Below are 18,814 nucleotides of genomic sequence, written 5' to 3' on the forward strand. Positions count from 1 at the left end.
CCGGCCACCGGTCACGCCGCCTTGGCAGCGGTCTTGACGACCACCGGCTTCATGCCCGACGCCCGCAGGCTGTACCCGAGCTTCGCCCGGCACCTGTGCCGCTCACCCCCGTGACTCCCCCGGCACGCCTTGTCGTCAATCCACGGCGTCACCGTCAACCCCTCGAAGAGCACCGGCCGCACATCCGTCCCCGGAATCGCCTCCGGCGGAACCGGCTGGTGCGGAGCCGCGATCTTCACCGTCACCACGGCGTCCGTCTTCCGCTCCGCCGCCTGGTCGATCACCAGGACCGACCACACCAGCAACCCGGACTCCTTGTCCGTCTCCTGCTGCACCGGCAACCCCTTCGCCCGCTCCTCGGCCGACTGGAACCTGAGCACCGGCTCGACACCCATCACCAGCGCGCCACGGGGAAAGACGAAGTCGTGCGTCGCCGGGAGCCTGCTCCCACCACTGATCGCCACAGCCGATCTCCTGTCATCAGCGTCGACTGGACCCTTGGTCCAGCACCTTGACACCAACCACTCTCGGCAGAAAAGCGGGACGGCAGCACCGCACAGTGGGACAACTACAGACGTCCTTGGTAGCTTGAAGACGTCCCAACTCGTTCCACAGGGGGAACCATGCCGAACCAACGCCTACGAGACTCGTTGCTACGCAACGGTTTCGACCTCATCCAGGTCGCCAAAGCCACTGGCGTGGACCCCAAGACGGTCGAACGCTGGATCAACCTCGACCGCACCCCGTACCCCCGTCACCGGCGCACCATCGCGGCCATGGTCCGGGAGGCCGAGACCTACCTCTGGCCCAACGCACTCGCCCCGGACGCCAAGAAGGAGATCACCCAATCGGAGGTCGTGCAGGTCTACCCGCACCGCCACTCCGTCCCCCAGGAGCAGTGGGCACACCTGGTCGACCAGGCCCGCCTGAACATCTCGATCCTGATCTACTCGGGCATGTTCCTCACCGACAACCCGAACCTGATCAAGATTTCCGCAGGAAGGCCGAAGCAGGCGTCAAGGTCCGCCTACTCCTGGGCGACCCGGCCAGCCGCGAGGTAGCCCGCCGCAGCGAGGAAGAGGGCATCGGCAAGGGCACCCTCGCCGCCAAGGTCCGCAACGCCCTCGCGTTCTTCAAGCCACTCGCCGACAGCGGCCACGCCGAGATCCGGTGCCACCGCACCACGCTCTACAACTCGATCTACCGCTTCGATGACGAGATGCTGGTCAACACCCACGTACACGGCTTCATGGCAGCCCACGCCCCGGTCCTGCACCTTCGCCGCCTCTCCGGAGGCGACCTCTTCGAGACCTACGCCGAGAGCTTCCAAGGCGTCTGGGACGACGCCAAGCCACCCAAGTGGTAGGCAGGGACCCATGGCGCGCACCGACCACTACAACGACCCCAACGCCCCCAAAGCGACCAACATCGTCGTAGCCGTAACCGCGTTCGTCCAGGACGACCAAGGTCGTCTACTGATGATCCGCCGCACCGACAACGACCTCTACTCCATCCCCGGTGGAGCACAAGACGTCGGCGAGACCATCGGTCACACCGTCGTACGCGAGATCAAGGAAGAGACCGGCATCGACGTAGACCCCACCGACATCATCGGCGTCTACTCCGACCCAGCCCACGTCATCTCCTACACGGACGGCGAAGTCCGCCAGGAGTTCTCCATCTGCTTCCGCGCTCAGCCCATCGGAGGCGAGCTGCGCACAAGCAACGAGTCCAGCGAAGTCCACTGGGTAGCCCGCGAAGACCTCGAAGCTCTCAACATCCACCCCTCGATCCGCCTCCGAATCGAACACGGCTTCGAACCGCGGACCACTCCCTACTTCGCCAAGTGACCCAACCCAGCCGCCCGCAACCGTTCCTCAGTTCGCTCTACGGCAGCAACCAATTCGTGCTTCGCTTGTTGAACGAACGTCGTCACCAAGTCATTCGGCCCGTAACGTCTCTGAATCTCAGCAATCCTGTCATAGACATTCGTCGGCCGTCCATCCGGTGTCGTCGTCATGTCAGCCCACCAGAGCGCATCTCGAATAATAGTCTTCTCGTCGTTCCACTCGGCCAATGAAACGTTCAGACCTCTGAGTTCGGCTTCACATTTCGCAAAAGAATGATGTGCCACTAATGCGCACAAACGTGGCGGAAAGTTCATTGCCCTCAAAAACCGTGCACCGTCGAGCGCATGAAGTCCCGTATCAATGACAGACGAAGAATATCCTATATCGTGAAGTATGGCCGCAGAAGTCAGAATATGCACTTCTTCCATATCCAAGATTGCCGAGAGGATGGAGGCCCGATCAGCTACTCCTTGCACATGCAGCCAACGACGCGGCAATTCATCAGCTAGAAGGTCTCTAGCGACACCGGTTGAGAGTTCGTGTAGATACCCACTCATGACTCAATCAACTTATTTGCAGCAAAAGCCTGGAGGGCGCGCGCCCGTTCAATATTTACATCGTCGTACTGCATGTTGCGAAGACAGTACGCATCGATCGTTGCATACAAATCTCTAACTCCCGCCGCTACGGAAAGTGACCATTCGCGACAAGCCTTAACGTATTCGGGGTAAGGGCACCCAGCGAGGTACAAATCCAGGTCATCCCAAGAATCAATTTGAGCGACTTCTGGCCAAGGATGTTCACGGTAAGTGGAATCTGCGTGAAAAAGAACCGACAACTCTAGTGTAATTGGATCGAGAACACTAGTCATTTGACCAGCCCGGCCGAAATCGATCAATACAGGTCGAACACTGTCATTAATCAAGGAATTCGCACCATGCAGATCACCATGCTGGGTAACCCAAAAAGTTTGAAGCGACTTACTTTCGGGAACCTCCACGACATCCTGCACACTAATCACGCGAGCGTACTTTTCATCGCTAATCAATTCGCGCCTGATGTCAACCCATGTTTTCGGCGACTGAGGCATCCCGCTTAGCCAAGGTGTCATTTCTTCTTGCATTCGCCTGACTGCCAAAGCGGCTGCAGATTCGTCTGCGAGCAGCTGCGCGAACACATCAAGCTTGTATGATTCCGCCACACTGTAAAAGAGACCGGCGGTACGGCCACAACCAGCAGTAACTTCATCATTAAGATCGGCATAAGCGCCTGCACCTAGACGGCCTGCGATACACTGCCTATACCGATCCTTTTCTTCAAGCGCACGATCGATACGGGTGATCTTACTTACAACACGTGCGACTTGAGCGCCAGCACCGTCCTTTACTGTCACTAGACCTGTCCGAGCTCCGGACAACCCTCCCGATAGTGGCCTGTACTCCAGCTGCCGGCCCCCACGCCGGCGAGCGAAAATTCGCAGAGTACGCAACTGCCGGTTCGTTAGATTTCCGCCGTTGATAACCTCGACATCGCCAATACTGTCCAACTCGTCTTGAAATTTGACCAAGAACCCAAGTGCACCTGACGCTCCTGAAGATTTGGGCTCATACTGCAACATTGCCTCGGGCATACCTGTACCAAAGACGTCTTGCTTATTTGCCTGTAGGAGCATGTGTCGAGCAATATCGATCGTACCAAATGCGGAAAGCACAACGACTGGAACACCGGGACAAACTTCGATAATCCGCCTAACCACTTCCAAACCATGATCCAAGGAAAGGTCGATTGCTCCCTCCTGCGAGGGCATCTTGAGGTCGCATACGGCGACATCAAACTCATACTCAACGGACTCGACAAGCTTAATTGCCGATTTGACGTTTGTAGCAATAGTCAGATCGAATCCGCGCGTGCTCGAAAAATGCTGAAAAACATCAATCAACTCAGCGCTGTCCTCAACTAGAAGAACTTGCACGCTCGCCTCCACTTATGGGAATGACAACCGCGAACTTAGTGCCGCGGTCTCCACTCGAAAGCCGGATCTTAGCATCTAGGCTGTCCGCCGCTTCACCGCATAGAGCTAACCCCATACCAAGATGACCTTTTTTAGTCGATGTTCCGATGTCAAACAACTTCTCATTGCCTCCGATCGGCATCCCGACACCATTATCGATGATATTGACCCAAAACTCTCGATCGTTACCTCCGTACAACACTGTTACTACAGGCACCGCGACCTGCGGGTCAATCACAGCTTCACACGCATTCTTCAGACCGTTACTAATAATTAGCTCCACGAGCCCTGGGTCAGTATATGCATGTACTGACGAAGGACCGTCGACTTCGATGTGAATCTTGAATGCAATCTGTTGAGCCTCGACACAGTTCGCCACGACGACTGCAAGATTTGCCTCTTTGGGCACCGCTTTGCTTGAGATTCCTCCGAGGGTATCAATCGCGCTGATAAACCTGATCATTCTGTCAACATGCTTTTTTGTTTGACTATCAGCGTAGCCATTCAGCTCTGCTCCCGCAAAATACTCAATGGCAGCAGCGATAGGAGACAACTCATGCACTACAGTTCTCGTGATCTTGACTCTCGCACGCGCCGACTCGTCGACACTGCCGTCTTTGTTGGCGGTGAAATCGTCCAAATTTGCATGCTGCTCCGGTGCATCGCCCAATCGCAAAAGCGCATCTTCTATCGCACGTCTTACCCAACCGACAGGCTCGACTTGTAGGCGCGTTCGAAGAACAGATATATCCGCCGGTACCGCCCAGAATTGAAGAAACCGCGCGGCTTCCAACCGCTCGGACGGTACGGCACTAGACAAAGCTTCTAGTGCTTTAGGGTGATCCATCCGTTCACGCCCCTCGGTAGAAATTGGCCCGCCTTCTAAATGCATCTTCACCGCCCTCCATCAGATCCGTAATCGCCCGTACTACTTTCGGGTCTGCAAGTGCCCCTTGTTCCTTTACATACCCGCGACGACCGTCGCTCTCTAGTGCAAATACTTTGGCTGCGTCTCCCAATACAGGAATATTTGCGTTGTGTGTTACTACGATGGTTTGTGCAATTTTCGATCGTGACCGCAACCGATCTACAGTGTTCTCTACGAGGTAAGCATTATCTAGGTGGTCTTCTGGTTGGTCCAGTAGCAGAGTCCTCGAAGAGTCTGCCAACAAGATCGGTAGAACAACGGAGCATCTCTGCCCAGTAGAAAGTTGTTCCGTAGGACGGTACTCCCCTCCAACGAGGAGCTCAAAAATCGCGGTATCGTCGACCTCGGAGGTTATCACTTCGCCAAGTTTAGAGCTGCCGAGCATATGCGTGATAAGCTTGTCGGCCCGCGCGCTGGTCAACCGCCCTACCGAAGTCAGGCGAGCTACGTCACGCCGTTCAATAGCATTAATCAACTCCTGAGGGCTCAGTCGTTCTGCTAGATGTTCAGCAGTAACATTATGTTGAAGGCCACTGTTGCGTAGAGCGTCGGCAAGGTTGGCGACGTAATTTGCCCGATCGCCATAATGTTCGAGTGCGACGCGGATACGGGGAGCGAATACCTTCGACAGTCGTTCAGCTGTCTGCTTCCTTACCACCCAAATCCGCTCTCGCAAGTTGTCGATTTCGTTGAGGACCTGAGCCCTATGAAACCTCAATTCCTCAATGTGGTCTTCAAGCTTACGCAAACGCTGCAAATCCCTGTCCAGCTCTTCCATCTGATTTTGCAGACGCACGGTCAATTCAGCAGCGGCTCCAGCACCTTGCTGAAGGCGTTCGAATTCCTGGCGGAGTGGACGCGATCGATCATTGATCTGAGCGATCTGTTGCTTATGCGATATAATGTCGCTTTCTAGAGAATCGGTGACTTCCAAGCTTATATTGAGAACCTGTTGCTGCGCCTCAGTTATCTTACTGAGAGGCCCGACATACCTTGATGCTCCTCGATCATTTACTTCCGATATAGTTTTTGACAACCTTCCTTGCACCTTTTTAATTTGCTCTTGTACGCTACCAAGCATCTCGCGAAACAAATCGACGTTTCGAAGTTGGGTCTGTTCAATTGCTACTCGCTGTTGCTCTACGTGGATACGTTCACGGAGTTTCGCCATCTCGGCGCTTCCTTCGCGCATAAGCATGGATTCAGCAATACGTGCTTCTTCAAGTTGCTTCGCGACAACCATCCGAGACAAATCCTGCTGACGCAACTGCTCTCGCTGTGAAGTCAATTCGGCCAGTTGTGCGCTTATACGAGTTACAGTCTGGCGAAGCCGTCCGATTTCTGAGGAAAAATCCGTTTCATTGACTCCTGCTTGACCGTCCAACAACCGAAGGCGACTACGTTGATTGAGGCCGATTCCTTCTAGTTCGTTTTGTCCGAGACTAGTTGGCGTTAGCGAACTCATTGCGATTGGATCGATTTCCGGGTCACCGATAGATCGTGATGCAGACCGCATGTTGTCACCGTCGAGGTAAGTAACAACCACCCTTCCCCCACCTAGTACGGACTCTGCGTGCCGCTTTGCGATATCCGCTCGGCGCTGATCAATATGAGGCAAACGAAGAGCAAAACGAATCATCTCAAGGATGCTCGTTTTGCCGACCCCGCGAGCACCAATAATCACGTTCAGACCACGGTCGAAGGTGATATCGAGACCATCAAGGAATCCCTCTTCGACGGTCAACCGATGGATTTGCAAAATACCTCCTTTGTCAGGGCAGTAGCGCTGTCAGCCTAACGATAGCTCTTCAGGTTCATAGTTACGTCTTAGACATCCATCTCTCCGTGCAGGCCTGCTGCCGAATTTTGCTCTACAGGATCAAGGCGCGCCGCCTGCGGCAGCACGCGGCTGGGCCGGACGCACGGTGGCACCGACTCCCCGCATCACGGCACGCCGGGCTCCCGCTTCGCTCCGCCCGTCGGCCGTGCGCGGAGTCGGTGCACGTGGTCCGGAGGCGGCGCGCGAGGTGTTGGCGAGATGGAGGCCGAGGAGCTGCGAGGTTCGCCGGTCGGGACGATCGCGCGGTCACGCGGCTAGGGTGGCTGGGCACGGCGATCGGCTGCCGCGACGGCTTCGCCGTCTTGCCAACGGGCCATGAGGTCGGCGATGGCCAGGGCACTGGAGAGTGGCAGTGCACGAACTGCGGACTCCTCGCGGACTGGGTCGGCGACGTGTTGAGGCAGAGAGCAGTGTTCGCGCAGGTCACGAGGTACGAGAGACCGTGTGCCCCACACGCCTTCCTAAACCGTGTGTCGCAGGTTCGAATCCTGCCGGGGGCACTCACCTTTCGCCGGGTGAATCAGGCCCTGAGCAGCGGTAACGCGCTCGGGGCCTGATCTTTTACGGTAGTCGTCGTCGGCCGGGGTCCGTTGTGGTCGGCCGGGGTCCGCGCGACGGCGGCGTCAGGTGGTCAGTGGGACGGGGTGGGAGTCGGGGCTCGGGGGGCCGAGCTCCAGGCCGTTCTCGTCGAGCGCGTTGAACACGCACAGGTGGTCGCCGCCGAGCGTGAAGCCGACCGCGATCGAGCCGTTGCCCCAGTCCGGCCGGTAGCCCTCGATCCCGAAGTCGAACACGCCCCCACCCTGCCCGCGCGGACCGCGGCGGCCGGGATGGGTCGGTTCGGCCGCCGCGGTCCGTTGCCGCCCGAAGGTCGACTGGACGGGTCAGGGGCGGTTCTTGAGGCGGCGGCCCAGTTCGGCCAGCAGTTGCTGGTCCGTCAGGGCGCCCGGGTCGGGGCTGGAGACCCCTCGCAGGTCCGCTTCCTCCGGGAGGAGCAGCTTCGCCGCCACCATGACCTCCAGCGGGCTCATGCCGAACGCCTTGGCGACGACGCGGGCGGTGTCGAGGTTCGGCCGTTCGCCCTTCCTCCAGGCGGTCAGGCGGCTCCGGTCGAAGCCGGTCTTCTCGGTCAGTTCTCCGGTGCTCATCCCGCGGTCGTCCATCTGCTTCTGGACGAAGTCCGACCAGGACGAGTCCGCACTCTCGGCTTTGGTCACGCCGACATGGTACGTGCGCACACGCAACGTTCGTTGGGCACTCCCCCCAGCTCGCCCCTGACCTGCACGTTGTTCACACACAACATTAGTTGCGCATACAAAACAAACTGCCTAGCGTGGTGGGCCCACAACATGCGTTGGGCGTGCACAACACGAGGCAGGCCATGCCGTACACGATCAAGCTCCGCACCGATGTCTTCACGAAGGCCGCGCGGCTCGCCGGGTTCCGCTCGGACTACGCCCTGGCCAAGGCGATGGGCGTCAACCGCTCCACCGTCGCGCGCGTCCTCGGCGGCGAGCTCCAGCCCGGCCCGGCGTTCATCGGCGGCGCGTTGACGGCGCTCGCGCCGATGCAGTTCGAGGACCTCTTCGAGATCCCCCCTGTCCAGCGGTGATGACGGTCCGTGGCGTCCCCGTCCCGCGCACGTGTGAACCGGCCGGCGGGCAGTCGGCCACTTCCAGCGGTGTGCGGACTCACCCGTTTGGTTGACACTCGTGATCAAGTGACGCAGCAGGGCGCTGAGACCAGGCGACTCCGGGGACGCGGAAGGGTGGCACGAGGTGAGCGACGAGCCACGGCACGAGGTCGCGCGGTTGCGCCGGGAGCTGCGGACCGCCGGGCACGACTGGTTCGACGCGCACCGGGACGAGCTGCCCGCCGCCCTGCGCGCCGCGCTGGCCGAACCGGAGGCCGCGGTCGCGCTGTTCGCCGACGTGTGGCCCGCCCTGCCCGCCGACGTGGACGAGACGTGGTCGCGCGCCCTGCTCGACCTCGGCGCCGAGCTCGCCGCCGCCCTGCCCACGTCCCTCCTGCTGGCCACCGGCTTCCGCCGGGCCGCGGTGCACTTACGCGGCCGGGGGGCGCACCGCCTCGCCGCCGTCGCGGGGATGCGCGAGCTGGCCGTCCACCGCCTGCGCGACGACGACCCGGACGCCGCGGCGGACGCCTTGCACGACCTGGCCGCCACCTACCGCGCCCAGGGCCGGCTGCACAAGGTCGTCGGGTGCGCCGACGAGGTGCTGGAGCTGTACCTCCTGCACGACGACCGGCCCGGCGCCGCGCGGGCGCTGGCCCACCTCGGCGAGCTGATGATCGAGGTCGGCCGGCACGACTCCGCGATCAAGTACCTGTCCCGGGCGGACAAGCTCTTCGAGGACTCCGCGGACCGCGCGCGCACCCTGGCCGCGCTCGGCCGGGCGCTGTGGTTGTCCGGTGACCGCGCCGTCGCCCACCGGCGGTTCAACCGCGCGCTCGCGCTGCTCATCGGGACCGACGACGACGAGGCGCAACGCGTGCGCGACCTGGTGGCCGGGCTGGAGTCAGTCGCGGAACCAGTGCAGCAGGGCCACGCCGACCTGGATCAGCAGGCCGACGACGAGGCGGACCCGCGGCACGCCCGGTGAACGGTGGCGTCGGCGGCGGCAGTGCCGCCGGTGGCAGTCGGCGCGGTGGCATCGGGGGGACGGTCGGTCGGGTGATGCGCTCATCGGGGTCGTCGCGCTTCTTTCCGGGTCGTCGAACGGGACGGGTCGGGGACGGACGCGGGGTGATCAGGCCGTGGTGTCGGGGTGGTCGGCCAGCAGGCGCAGCACGTCCCGGCACAGGAACACCCGGCGGTAGGGCTGGAACTCCCACGGCACGAGCACGCCCAGCTCGACCAGGCGGGCGGTGAGGTCGGTGGCGGCTTTCGCGGTGACGCCGTAGCGGGTGCGCAGCGACCGGTTGTCCACCACGGGCAGGCCGATCAGCTCCGCGGCCACCAGCGGCAGCTTCCCCTTGCGCGGCAACCGGGCGGCGTAGTCGGCGGCCAGCGCTTCCAGGTGGCCGATCAGCCGCAGCTGCGCCAACGCCTGGTCGCGCACGGCGGTGGCGAAGAACTCGACCCAGCGGTCCACCCGGCCGGTGTCGACCACGGCGCGGATCTGCCGCTGGTACTCGTCCAGCGCCGTGTCCAGCCACACCGACAGCGGCAGCACCTGGTCGCGCACCAGCCCGCACCGCACCATCTCCAGCGTCGAGAACGCGCGCGCGACGTGCCCGTTGGCCGTGGGGAACGGTTGCAGCACCTCCAGCTGGTAGTGCGCGAGCGCGACCTTGGCGATCCGCGGCTGCTCGTCCTCCTCGCGCACCCACGTCGACCACTGCTCCAGCAGCGCCACGAGGTGCGCGCCGGTCGCCGTCAGCAGGTAGGCCCGCGCGTCGCTGACGCCCAACCGGCCGGGCGCGTCGCGCAGCACGTCCGTCAGGCGACGACCGGGCGTGCCGCCGGTCATGATCGCGGCGACCTCGCCGACCAGCTCCGCGTCGACCGCGGCGCCCTCGCGGACCCTGCCCAGACCGTGGTCGCACGCCCGCAGGAACGGCGCCACCAGCTGGGTCGGCGCGGCGCTGTCCGTCGGCGGTGGACCGTCCTGCGAGGCCAGCAGGTCCGCCGCGAACGTCTCGCGCAGTCCGACGAAGACACCGGACAGGCCGGCGGAGCTGTTGGCGTCGCGGACCTGCGTCGACCGGACGAGCGCGGACCGCACACCCAGGCGCTGGGCCGCCTCGTCGAGCCGGCCCAGCGCGTGCTCGGCTTCGGCGCACCGGCGGTAGGTCGACACCGGCAGCGTCAGGTCGGAGGGCAGCGGCGGTGGCAGGTAGGCGCCTTCGCGCCGGAGTGCTTCGGGGATGCCGGGCAGCTCGGGCACCGGCGACCACTGCCCGTCAGGCAGAGGGCGAAAATCCATGGGCGGAAGACTTGCACGACCGCCGAGACCTTGGCAAGGCATTCTCGAATCGAAGTGAAGCCAGGTCGCTGTTCACTACACATCCTCTTCGATACCTTCATTAGGCCGTTCGAGTCACTACTTTGGTCGAGGTCCGCAAAATTACGGATCGACAGCCGAGATCGGACTGTCTTCCCAGCTCAACACGAGTGGAAGCACTATTCGATCACGGTCGTCGAAGATTCCGCCACGCTCGGCCGCGAGCTGCGATATTCCACCTCAAGCGAACACTCGCAGAAATGATCATGGTGCCGCGTCACGTTCCGAGATGGACCACTGGTCTCATTGAACCGCGATTTCACCCGATCAGGTAGCCGCCTGCCGAGACCGCCACCGAACGCCGTGGCACCACCGAGACTTGTCATGGCACCACTGTGATGCCATAGTGGTGCCATGGACTTGACGCCGTACGTCGACAACCTCCGCCGGGAGCTCGCCACCGCCGCCGAGGCGGGTGGCGCGGAGGCACGGGCACTGGCCGAGCGACTCGTCGCCCCGCTGGAGTCGGCGGTGCGGTTGACGCTGCTGGAAGCCCTGTCCGTGGCCATGGACGAGATCACGCGGGACCTCGCGCCCGGCTCGGTCGACGTGCGGCTGCGGGGCCGTGACCCGGAGTTCGTGGTCTCGGCGCCGGCTGATGCCACGGTGAGCCAGGATGGTGCCACGGAGCTGCCGCCGGTGGTGGCCGAGGACGGCCCGGTGGCGCGGATCAACCTGCGGTTGCCCGAGCACCTCAAGTCGAGGGTCGAGGAGGCCGCCGCCCGCGAGGGCGTCTCGGTCAACGCCTGGCTGGTGCGGGCCGCCGCGGCCGGGCTCGGGCACGGCGGCAGGCCGACCGGCCGCTCGTCGTCCCGGCAGAGCTTCACCGGCTGGGTCCGCTGACCCGGCACGCCGCCACCAGCGCGAACACCGAACCGACCCAGTCCGAGGGGACAGCCATGCCTTCTTTCGCCACGCCCGGGACCATCACGCTCGACCTCGACGTCGTCGCCGGCCACGTCCTCATCACCGCCTCCGACCGGGACGACACCGAGGTCGAGGTCGACCCCGCCGACCCGGACGACACCAAGGACGTCACCGCCGCCCAGGGCACCTCGGTCGACTTCGCCGACGGCCGGCTCACCGTCCGGACACCCCGCTCGCGCAGCATCTTCGGCAAGGCCGGCGTGGTCGACGTGGTGGTGCGGCTGCCCGCCGGCTCGAACGTCGTCGCGCACGGCTCGCTCGCCGACTTCCGCGGCGAGGGCGTGCTGGGCGAGTGCCGCTTCAAGACCTCCGCCGGGCACATCAGGCTCCAGGACACGGCCGCGCTCAAGGCCTCCACCTCCCACGGCGACGTGTCGGTGGAGCAGGTCACCGGCCGCGCCGAGCTGTCGACCGGCTCCGGCGAGCTGCGCGTCGACCGGCTCGACGGCGTCGGCACGGTGAAGAACTCCAACGGCGCGACCACGATCGGCGAGGTCACCGGCGACGTCCGGGTCGGCGCCGCCAACGGCGACATCTTCGTCGGCCACGCCGGCGGGGACGTGCGCGCCAAGACCGTCAACGGCCGCATCCGCCTCGACGAGGTCGTGCGCGGCTCCGTGGTCGTGGAGACGTCGGCCGGCGGGCTGGAGGTCGGCATCCGCGAGGGCACGGCCGCGTGGCTGGACGTGCGCTCGACCGCCGGCCGCGTGCGCAACGAGCTGAGCAGCGCCGACGCGCCGGGCGACACCGAGGAGCGGGTCGAGGTCCGCGCCCGGACTTCCTTGGGGGACATCGTCATCCACCGCGCGTGACCACAACGACCATTGGGGGACAAGACAATGTGGGACACCAACCCGCAGCAGTTCTGGCTGCGCGGAGAACGACCCGGCAACGCCGTCGAGTACGACGAGCAGCTCGGCTTCTGGAACGTCCACGGCCACCCCGAGTCCGTCGAGGTCCTCGGCGACTGGGCCCGGTTCTCGTCCGACACCACTCGGCTGCTCCCGACCGCCGACGAGTCGCTGACCGAGGGCAACATCATCCAGCTCGACCCGCCGGCGCACCAGAAGCTGCGCCGCCTGGTCAGCCACGCGTTCACGCCCAAGGTCGTGGCCGACCTCGGCACGCGCATCACCGAGCTCACCGGCGAACTGCTCGACGACGTCACCGGTGACGACTTCGAGCTGGTCCGCGACCTGGCCTACCCGCTGCCGGTGATCGTGATCGCCGAGCTGCTGGGCGTGCCGAGCAGCGACCGCGACCTGTTCAAGGTGTGGGTCGACAAGATGTTCGAGAGCACCAACCAGTTCTCGCTCAAGGACGACGTGGCCAAGCAGGAGCAGGGGCTGCGCGACAGCGTCGACGCCATCCGGCCGCTGGTGGACTACCTGGGCGAGCACGCCGCCCAGTGCCGCCGCACGCCGCGGGCCGGGCTGCTCAACGACCTCGTCCAGGCCGAAGTGGACGGTGAGCGCCTGACCGACGCGCAGGTGGTGAACTTCGCGGCCGTGCTGCTGGTGGCCGGCCACCTCACCACCACCATGCTGCTCGGCAACACCGTGCTGGCCCTGGACGCGCACCCGGACCAGTTCGCGGCGGTCCGCCGCGACCGCGCGCTGGTCCCCGCCGCCATCGAGGAGTCGCTGAGGTTCCTCACCCCGTTCGCCGCGGTCGCACGGGTCACCACCGGGCCTCAGGTGCTCGGCGGCGTCGAGATCCCCGCCGACCAGATGCTGTTGCTGTGGGTCGGCGCGGCCAACCGGGACCCGCGCCGGTTCGCGAACCCGGACGCCTTCGACGTCACCCGCGACCCCAACCCGCACCTGGGCTTCGGCCGCGGCGCGCACTTCTGCCTCGGCGCGCCGCTGGCCCGGCTGGAGGGGCGCCTCGCGCTGGACGTCCTGCTCGACCGCTTCCCGCGGCTGCGCACGGACCCCGACCGGCGGCCGGTGTTCATGCCGTCGCCGAACCTGACCGGCGTGCGGTCCCTGCCGCTGCTCACCGACTGACCGAGGAGCCACCCATGGCGATCACCGCCACCGGTCTGCGCAAGTCCTACGGCGACCACGCCGTGCTCGACGGCCTCGACCTCCAGGTCGAGCCCGGCACGGTGTTCGCCCTGCTCGGGCCCAACGGCGCGGGCAAGACGACCACCGTGCAGGTCCTGTCCACGCTCATCACCCCCGACGCCGGCGCCGCGACCGTCGCGGGCCACGACCTGGCCCGCGATCCGGCGGGCGTCCGCGAGGCCATCGGCGTCACCGGCCAGTTCTCCGCCGTGGACAACCTGCTCACCGGCGAGGAGAACCTGGGGCTGATGGCGGACCTCGCCCACCTCGACCGCCGGGAGGGCCGCCGCACCTGCGCCCGCCTGCTGGAGCAGTTCGACCTCGTGGACGCGGCGCGCCGGCCCGCGTCCACCTACTCCGGCGGCATGCGCCGACGCCTCGACCTGGCGATGACGCTGGTCGGCGGCCCGGAGGTGATCTTCCTGGACGAGCCGACCACCGGCCTCGACCCGCGCAGCAGGCACGCGATGTGGCAGGTCATCCGCGGCCTGGTCGCGGACGGCGTGACGATCTTCCTCACCACCCAGTACCTGGAGGAGGCCGACGAGCTGGCGGACCGGATCGCCGTGCTCGACGGCGGCCGGCTGGTCGCCGAGGGCACCGCGGCCGAGCTGAAGCGGCTGATCCCGGGCGGGCACGTGCGGCTGCGCTTCGCCGACGCGCGCACGCTCGACCTGGCCGCCGCGGCGCTCGGCGGCTCTTCCCGCGACGACGAGGGCCTGACCCTCGACGCGCCCGGCGACGGTGGCGTGCGGCAGTTGCGGGCCCTGCTCGACCGGCTGGACGAGGCCGCGGTCCACGTGCAGGACCTGTCCGTGCACACACCGGACCTCGACGACGTCTTCTTCGCCCTGACCACCGAGAGGAGCGTGCGGCGGTGAGCACCACGGCCATCCGCGACACGACGACCATGCTGCGCCGCAACCTGCGGCACATGCAGCGCTTCCCGATGATGTCCATCGGCACGATCGGCATGCCGGTGCTGATGATGCTGCTGTTCGTGCACGTGTTCGGCGGCTCGCTCGACACCACGATCCCCGGCGGCGCGTCCTACGTGGACTACCTGGTGCCCGGCATCCTGGTGATGGCCGTCGGCGCCGGGGCCGCGTGGACCTCGGTGAACATCAACACGGACATGGGCGAGGGCATCATCGCCCGGTTCCGCACCATGGCGATCTCCCGCTACTCGGTGCTGACCGGGCAGGCGCTGAGCAGCCTGCTCAACACCGCGCTCACCCTGGCGCTGGTGATCGGCGTGGCGCTGCTCAACGGGTTCCGCCCGTCGGCCGGCCCCGCCGACTGGCTCGCCGCGGCCGGGCTGCTGCTGCTCATCGCGTTCGCGTTCACGTGGCTGGGCATCGCCTTCGGCATGGGCGCGAAGACGGTCGCCGGCGCCAACAGCTCCGCGCTGCCGCTGCAGTTCCTGCCGTTCGTCAGCAGCGCGTTCGTGCCGACCGACTCGATGTCGAGCGGGCTCGTGTGGTTCGCCGGGCACCAGCCGTTCACGCCGATCACCGACACCCTGCGCGGGCTGCTGGTCGGCACGCCGGTCGGCGACAGCGGGTACTGGGCGGTCGGCTGGTGCCTCGTGCTCAGCGCCGTCGGCTACGCCAGGTCGCGGGTCCTGTTCGACCGAGACCCCTCCCGCTGAGCTGCGCGGACGCTAAGATCACCCGGTGCGACCACTGGCTCCGGGAGTCCACCAGCTGCTCGGCCGTCCTCCACACATGGTCAACGCCTACCTGGTGGAGGACGTGCTGGTGGACGCGGGCACGCCGTCGGCCCGCAAGCGGATCACCCGCCAGCTCGACGGCCGCGCCATCGCCGCGCACGTGGTGACGCACGCGCACCCGGACCACTTCGGCTCCAGCCACGCGGTGTGCGAGCGGTACGACGTGCCGCTGTGGGCCGGCGCGAAGGACGTGGAGGCGATCACCACCGCCACCCCGGTGCCCTCGCCCGGTCTCGCCGGCTCCCTGCTGTCGCGGATGAAGATGCCCTCGCCGCACCCGGTCGCCCGGGGGCTGGGCGAGGGCGACGAGGTCGCCGGGTTCACCGTGCTGGACGTGCCCGGCCACTCGCCCGGCCACATCGCCCTGTGGCGCGACCACGACGGCGTGCTGATCTGCGGCGACGTGTTCTTCAACGTGCTGCGTCCCAGCGCGCCGCCCAAGATCCTGACCTTCGACGACGAGCGCAACCGGGCCTCCATGCGCCGGCTCGCGGAGCTGCGGCCGAAGCTCGTGCTGTTCGGCCACGGCCGCCCGCTGCGCGACCCGGACCGCCTGCTGCGCCTCGTCGGATGAGCACGCTGGAGCGGGACCGCGAGCTGGCGCGCATCACGGCGGCGCTGGACTCCGCGGTGGCGGGCGAGGGCCGGGTCGTGGTCGTCGAGGGCCGCGCGGGCATCGGCAAGACCCGGCTGGTGCAGGACACCAGGGCGTTGGCCAAGCAGCGCGGTTTCGGCCGGTTGCAGGCGGTCGGCGACGTGCTGGAGAGCGCGATGGCCTGGGGTGTCGTGCGGCAGCTCGTGGAGCGGTCGGTGTCGCGGTACCGGGGCGAGGTGCGGGAGAAGATCCTGGCCGGGCCGTCCGGCGCCGCGCTGCGGGCGCTCGACGGCGCGGCGGCCGACCCGAGCGAGGCGGAGCTGGCCCGCACGCTGCACGCGCTGTGGTGGGTGGCGGTGGACCTGTCCGCCACCCGGCCGCTGCTGATCACGGTCGACGACGCGCAGTGGGCGGACCTGTCCTCGGCGCGGTTCCTGGCCTACCTGTCGCGGCGGATCGCGGACCTGCCGATCGCGCTGGTCGTCGCCACCCGGCCGGTGGCCGACAGCACGGGTCCGCTGGCGCAGCTGAGCGTGTCGCGGCAGGCCGAGCGGCTGGTGCCGCGCCCGCTCACGCCCGCGGCGCTGGCCGAGCTGGTCACGGCGCGCGGGGTGCGCCCGCACCCCGCGGTGGTGGCCGCGCTGCACGCGGCGGGCGCGGGGAACCCGCTGCTGACCGGGGTCCTGGTGGACGAGCTGGACGCGCTGGCGCTGCCGCTGGACGACCCGGACACGGCGGACCGGGTCGCCCGGCTCGGCCCCAGCCCCGTGTTCCGCGCCGCGCTCGGCCGGTTGCCCGCCGACGCGGTCCGGTTGGCGGGCGCCGCCGCCGTGCTCGGCACCGCCGGCGACCCGTGGCTGGCCGGCCAGGTCGCCGACCTGGACGACGACCGGCTGCGACCCGCCGTCGACGCGCTGGTCTCGGCGCACGTGCTGACCGGTGAGCAGCTCCAGTTCGCGCACCCGGTGGTGCGCGAGGCCGTGCTGGCGGACCTGGGCCCGGTGGCCCGCGCCGCGCTGCACGCCCGCGCGGCCGGCCGGCTGTGGGAGGCCAAGGCGCCGGCGGACCGGATCGCCGCGCACCTCGCGCACGCGCCGAGGGGCAGCCTGCCGCAGGCCGTGGACGTGCTGCGGGCGGCGGCCGGCGCGCTGCTCTCGGCGGGTGATCCGCGCACCGCGGCGGCGCACCTCAGGCGCGCGGTGGACGAACGGCCGGACGACCCGGCCCTGCGCGCCGAGCTGGGCCGGGCGCTGCTGCGCGGAGGCGAGGCCGCCGAGGCGCGCCACGAGCTGCGGATCGCCGCCGCCGAGGTGCCGGACGCGGAACTGCTGGCCGCCGCCGCGTCCGCGACCGCCGCCGTGGAAGGGCCGGACGCGGCGATCGCCGAGCTGACCGACGCCATCGCGGCCCGCGCCCCCGACGCGGGACGGCTGCACCTGGAGGCCAGGTTGGCGGTCGCGCGGTCGTTCTCGCCCCGGCACCGCCAGGCGGCGTCCGACCACCTGAGGGGGCACGCCTCGCTGGCCGGCCGCACCCCGGACGAGCGCACGCTGCTCGGCCTGCTCGCGCAGACCGGCCGCTACGAGGTGTGGCCCTCGACCGAGGTCGCCGCCATCGCGTTGCGCGCGTTGTCGCACGGCGCGTACTTCGACGACGCCACCGGCAGCACCGACGCCATGGTGGCGTGGCTGGTGGCGCTGATCGCGTTGATGGCCGCGGACGGCGTGGAGGAGGGCAGGCGGGAGATCGACCGGGCCCGGCTGCGGGTGCGGGCGCACGGGTCGCCGGTCGAGTTCGCCATGGTCGGCAACGCCGCCGGGTTCCTGAACTGGCGGACGGGCTCGATGCGCGAGGTGGCCGCCGAGTCCGAGGGCGTGCTGGCCGCCGTGGCGGAGGAGGACCCGGCGCCGCAGGTGGTGGCGGCGCGGGCGACGGCCACGCACTTCCTGGCCTACGCCGCCCTGGAGCGCGGCGACCTGGCCGGGGCGGCGGCCACGCTGGCGCGGTTCGACGCCGAGCACACCGAGTCGCCGCAGATCATGCCGACCATCTGGCTGCACGAGCCGCGGGCGCTGCTGGCCCTGGCGCAGGGCGACCCCCGGCGGGCGCGGGCCGAGGCGCACCGGCAGCGCGACGCCATGCTGGCCGCGGAGCTCGACCCGCCGACCATCCCGTGGCGCAACCCGGCGGCGCGGGCGGCGATGCTGCTCGGCGACGAGGCCGAGGCGCTGGCGCTGGCCGAGGAGCAGGTGGCGCTCGCCGGGAAGTGGGCCGCCCCGACGGAGGTCGGCGCGGCGCTGCGGCTGCTGGCCCACGTCGACCAGGCGCGGCGGGTGGAGCTGCTGACCGAGTCGGTGCGGGTGCTCGAACACTCGCCGGCCAGGCTGTACCTGGCCCGGTCGCTGGTCGACCTGGGCGAGGCGCTGCGGGTGGCGCGGCGGCGCGTGGACGCGCGGGAACCGCTGCACCGGGCGGTGGACCTGGCCGCGGAGTGCGGCTCACCCGTGATCCGGGCGCGGGCCTCGGAGGCGCTGGAAGCGCTGGGCGACCGACCTCGGCGCTCCCCGCTCGCGGGCGCGGAGGCGTTGACCGCCAGCGAACGCCGGGTCGCGGACCTCGCCGCCACCGGCCGGGGCAACCGGGAGATCGCCCAAGAGCTGTTCGTGACGCCCAAGACGGTGGAGAACCACCTCGGCCGGATCTACACCAAGCTCGGCATCAGCGGGCGGCGCGACCTGGCCCGCGTGCTCGCCTGAGGAAGCCGATTAGGAGGAGGAGTCGGGTGGGGGTGTGCCGGATACACCCAACTTCCCCGGCCGGCGAGATGAGGGATCGAC

The 18,814-nt window shown here is 67.0% G+C and carries 20 protein-coding genes; 12 read left to right on the top strand and 8 right to left on the bottom strand.

What is annotated here, in order from left to right; all coding sequences use genetic code 11:
• Positions 1-11: 11 nt before the first annotated feature.
• Positions 12-464 (bottom strand): hypothetical protein, encoded by a 453-nt coding sequence (locus tag EDD40_RS19845; protein WP_211348209.1) that lies wholly within the window; start codon positions 462-464, stop codon positions 12-14.
• Between the two features lie 234 nt (positions 465-698).
• On the opposite strand from EDD40_RS19845, the gene EDD40_RS44820 reads away from it, so the two are divergent.
• The 3 genes from EDD40_RS44820 to EDD40_RS19855 are packed head-to-tail and all read left to right on the top strand — an operon-like array spanning position 699 to position 1,850.
• On the top strand, positions 699-1,061 hold the full coding sequence (locus EDD40_RS44820; RefSeq protein ID WP_425471221.1) for a hypothetical protein: 363 nt from the start codon (positions 699-701) through the stop codon (positions 1,059-1,061).
• The gene (locus EDD40_RS44825) at positions 1,034-1,366 is read left to right on the top strand and encodes a DUF5919 domain-containing protein (protein ID WP_425471345.1); all 333 of its coding nucleotides are present in this window, start codon (positions 1,034-1,036) and stop codon (positions 1,364-1,366) included. The genes EDD40_RS44820 and EDD40_RS44825 overlap by 28 nt, the downstream gene beginning before the upstream one ends.
• Positions 1,367-1,376: 10 nt before the next feature.
• Positions 1,377-1,850 carry an NUDIX hydrolase gene (locus EDD40_RS19855; RefSeq protein ID WP_123744245.1) on the top strand — a complete coding sequence of 158 codons (474 nt, stop codon included), beginning with the start codon at positions 1,377-1,379 and terminating at the stop codon, positions 1,848-1,850.
• Here EDD40_RS19855 and EDD40_RS19860 read toward each other — a convergent pair.
• The 6 genes from EDD40_RS19860 to EDD40_RS19885 all read right to left on the bottom strand — a co-directional run bounded on the left by EDD40_RS19860 (position 1,835) and on the right by EDD40_RS19885 (position 7,846).
• Positions 1,835-2,407, bottom strand: coding sequence for an HD domain-containing protein (locus tag EDD40_RS19860; protein ID WP_123744246.1), 573 nt, complete (start codon positions 2,405-2,407; stop codon positions 1,835-1,837). The genes EDD40_RS19855 and EDD40_RS19860 overlap by 16 nt on opposite strands.
• Positions 2,404-3,834 carry a response regulator gene (locus EDD40_RS19865; protein ID WP_123744247.1) on the bottom strand — a complete coding sequence of 477 codons (1,431 nt, stop codon included), beginning with the start codon at positions 3,832-3,834 and terminating at the stop codon, positions 2,404-2,406. The genes EDD40_RS19860 and EDD40_RS19865 overlap by 4 nt, the downstream gene beginning before the upstream one ends.
• Positions 3,803-4,753: a sensor histidine kinase gene (locus EDD40_RS19870; protein WP_246038341.1), complete on the bottom strand. Its 951-nt coding sequence runs from the start codon at positions 4,751-4,753 to the stop codon at positions 3,803-3,805. The genes EDD40_RS19865 and EDD40_RS19870 overlap by 32 nt, the downstream gene beginning before the upstream one ends.
• Positions 4,713-6,533 (bottom strand): AAA family ATPase, encoded by a 1,821-nt coding sequence (locus tag EDD40_RS41050; protein ID WP_148088841.1) that lies wholly within the window; start codon positions 6,531-6,533, stop codon positions 4,713-4,715. Before EDD40_RS41050 ends, EDD40_RS19870 begins: the two co-directional genes overlap by 41 nt.
• 719 nt (positions 6,534-7,252) lie before the next feature.
• Entirely contained in the window at positions 7,253-7,423 is a 171-nt protein-coding gene (locus EDD40_RS41800; RefSeq protein WP_170185141.1) for a hypothetical protein, read from the bottom strand.
• Between the two features lie 90 nt (positions 7,424-7,513).
• The gene (locus EDD40_RS19885) at positions 7,514-7,846 is read right to left on the bottom strand and encodes a helix-turn-helix domain-containing protein (protein WP_148088842.1); all 333 of its coding nucleotides are present in this window, start codon (positions 7,844-7,846) and stop codon (positions 7,514-7,516) included.
• A 164-nt stretch (positions 7,847-8,010) separates the two neighbouring features.
• Here EDD40_RS19885 and EDD40_RS19890 point away from each other — a divergent pair, with 164 nt between their 5' ends.
• Entirely contained in the window at positions 8,011-8,241 is a 231-nt protein-coding gene (locus EDD40_RS19890) for a transcriptional regulator (protein ID WP_123744252.1), read from the top strand.
• Between the two features lie 166 nt (positions 8,242-8,407).
• A complete protein-coding gene (locus EDD40_RS19895) occupies positions 8,408-9,250 on the top strand; it encodes a tetratricopeptide repeat protein (RefSeq protein ID WP_123744253.1) in 843 nt (280 codons plus the stop codon).
• A 147-nt stretch (positions 9,251-9,397) separates the two neighbouring features.
• On the opposite strand, the gene EDD40_RS19900 is transcribed toward EDD40_RS19895, so the two are convergent.
• Complete coding sequence (locus tag EDD40_RS19900) at positions 9,398-10,576, bottom strand: Fic family protein (RefSeq protein WP_170185142.1); 1,179 nt, start codon at positions 10,574-10,576, stop codon at positions 9,398-9,400.
• A gap of 432 nt (positions 10,577-11,008) precedes the next feature.
• On the opposite strand from EDD40_RS19900, the gene EDD40_RS19905 reads away from it, so the two are divergent.
• The 7 genes from EDD40_RS19905 to EDD40_RS19935 are packed head-to-tail and all read left to right on the top strand — an operon-like array spanning position 11,009 to position 18,733.
• On the top strand, positions 11,009-11,497 hold the full coding sequence (locus tag EDD40_RS19905; protein WP_123744255.1) for a toxin-antitoxin system HicB family antitoxin: 489 nt from the start codon (positions 11,009-11,011) through the stop codon (positions 11,495-11,497).
• Between the two features lie 56 nt (positions 11,498-11,553).
• Complete coding sequence (locus EDD40_RS19910) at positions 11,554-12,393, top strand: DUF4097 family beta strand repeat-containing protein (protein WP_123744256.1); 840 nt, start codon at positions 11,554-11,556, stop codon at positions 12,391-12,393.
• 27 nt (positions 12,394-12,420) lie between these two features.
• Positions 12,421-13,590 (top strand): cytochrome P450, encoded by a 1,170-nt coding sequence (locus tag EDD40_RS19915; protein WP_123744257.1) that lies wholly within the window; start codon positions 12,421-12,423, stop codon positions 13,588-13,590.
• A gap of 14 nt (positions 13,591-13,604) precedes the next feature.
• Complete coding sequence (locus EDD40_RS19920; RefSeq protein WP_123744258.1) at positions 13,605-14,531, top strand: ATP-binding cassette domain-containing protein; 927 nt, start codon at positions 13,605-13,607, stop codon at positions 14,529-14,531.
• A 29-nt stretch (positions 14,532-14,560) separates the two neighbouring features.
• Positions 14,561-15,301 carry an ABC transporter permease gene (locus EDD40_RS19925; protein ID WP_123748155.1) on the top strand — a complete coding sequence of 247 codons (741 nt, stop codon included), beginning with the start codon at positions 14,561-14,563 and terminating at the stop codon, positions 15,299-15,301.
• Between the two features lie 25 nt (positions 15,302-15,326).
• The gene (locus EDD40_RS19930; RefSeq protein ID WP_123744259.1) at positions 15,327-15,956 is read left to right on the top strand and encodes an MBL fold metallo-hydrolase; all 630 of its coding nucleotides are present in this window, start codon (positions 15,327-15,329) and stop codon (positions 15,954-15,956) included.
• A complete protein-coding gene (locus tag EDD40_RS19935; RefSeq protein WP_123744260.1) occupies positions 15,953-18,733 on the top strand; it encodes a helix-turn-helix transcriptional regulator in 2,781 nt (926 codons plus the stop codon). The genes EDD40_RS19930 and EDD40_RS19935 overlap by 4 nt, the downstream gene beginning before the upstream one ends.
• Positions 18,734-18,814: the final 81 nt, after the last annotated feature.

Source organism: Saccharothrix texasensis, assembly GCF_003752005.1.
Classification (GTDB): domain Bacteria; phylum Actinomycetota; class Actinomycetes; order Mycobacteriales; family Pseudonocardiaceae; genus Actinosynnema; species Actinosynnema texasense.

Bases quoted from the DNA above. Each gene is read 5' to 3' on its own strand.
- EDD40_RS19855 (WP_123744245.1), top strand. From the start codon at position 1,377: ATGGCGCGCACCGACCACTACAACGACCCCAACGCCCCCAAAGCGACC.
- EDD40_RS19860 (WP_123744246.1), bottom strand. From the start codon at position 2,407: ATGAGTGGGTATCTACACGAACTCTCAACCGGTGTCGCTAGAGACCTT.
- EDD40_RS19870 (WP_246038341.1), bottom strand. From the start codon at position 4,753: ATGCATTTAGAAGGCGGGCCAATTTCTACCGAGGGGCGTGAACGGATG.
- EDD40_RS19890 (WP_123744252.1), top strand. From the start codon at position 8,011: ATGCCGTACACGATCAAGCTCCGCACCGATGTCTTCACGAAGGCCGCG.
- EDD40_RS19900 (WP_170185142.1), bottom strand. From the start codon at position 10,576: ATGGATTTTCGCCCTCTGCCTGACGGGCAGTGGTCGCCGGTGCCCGAG.
- EDD40_RS19905 (WP_123744255.1), top strand. From the start codon at position 11,009: ATGGACTTGACGCCGTACGTCGACAACCTCCGCCGGGAGCTCGCCACC.
- EDD40_RS19910 (WP_123744256.1), top strand. From the start codon at position 11,554: ATGCCTTCTTTCGCCACGCCCGGGACCATCACGCTCGACCTCGACGTC.
- EDD40_RS19915 (WP_123744257.1), top strand. From the start codon at position 12,421: ATGTGGGACACCAACCCGCAGCAGTTCTGGCTGCGCGGAGAACGACCC.
- EDD40_RS19920 (WP_123744258.1), top strand. From the start codon at position 13,605: ATGGCGATCACCGCCACCGGTCTGCGCAAGTCCTACGGCGACCACGCC.
- EDD40_RS19925 (WP_123748155.1), top strand. From the start codon at position 14,561: ATGCTGCGCCGCAACCTGCGGCACATGCAGCGCTTCCCGATGATGTCC.
- EDD40_RS19935 (WP_123744260.1), top strand. From the start codon at position 15,953: ATGAGCACGCTGGAGCGGGACCGCGAGCTGGCGCGCATCACGGCGGCG.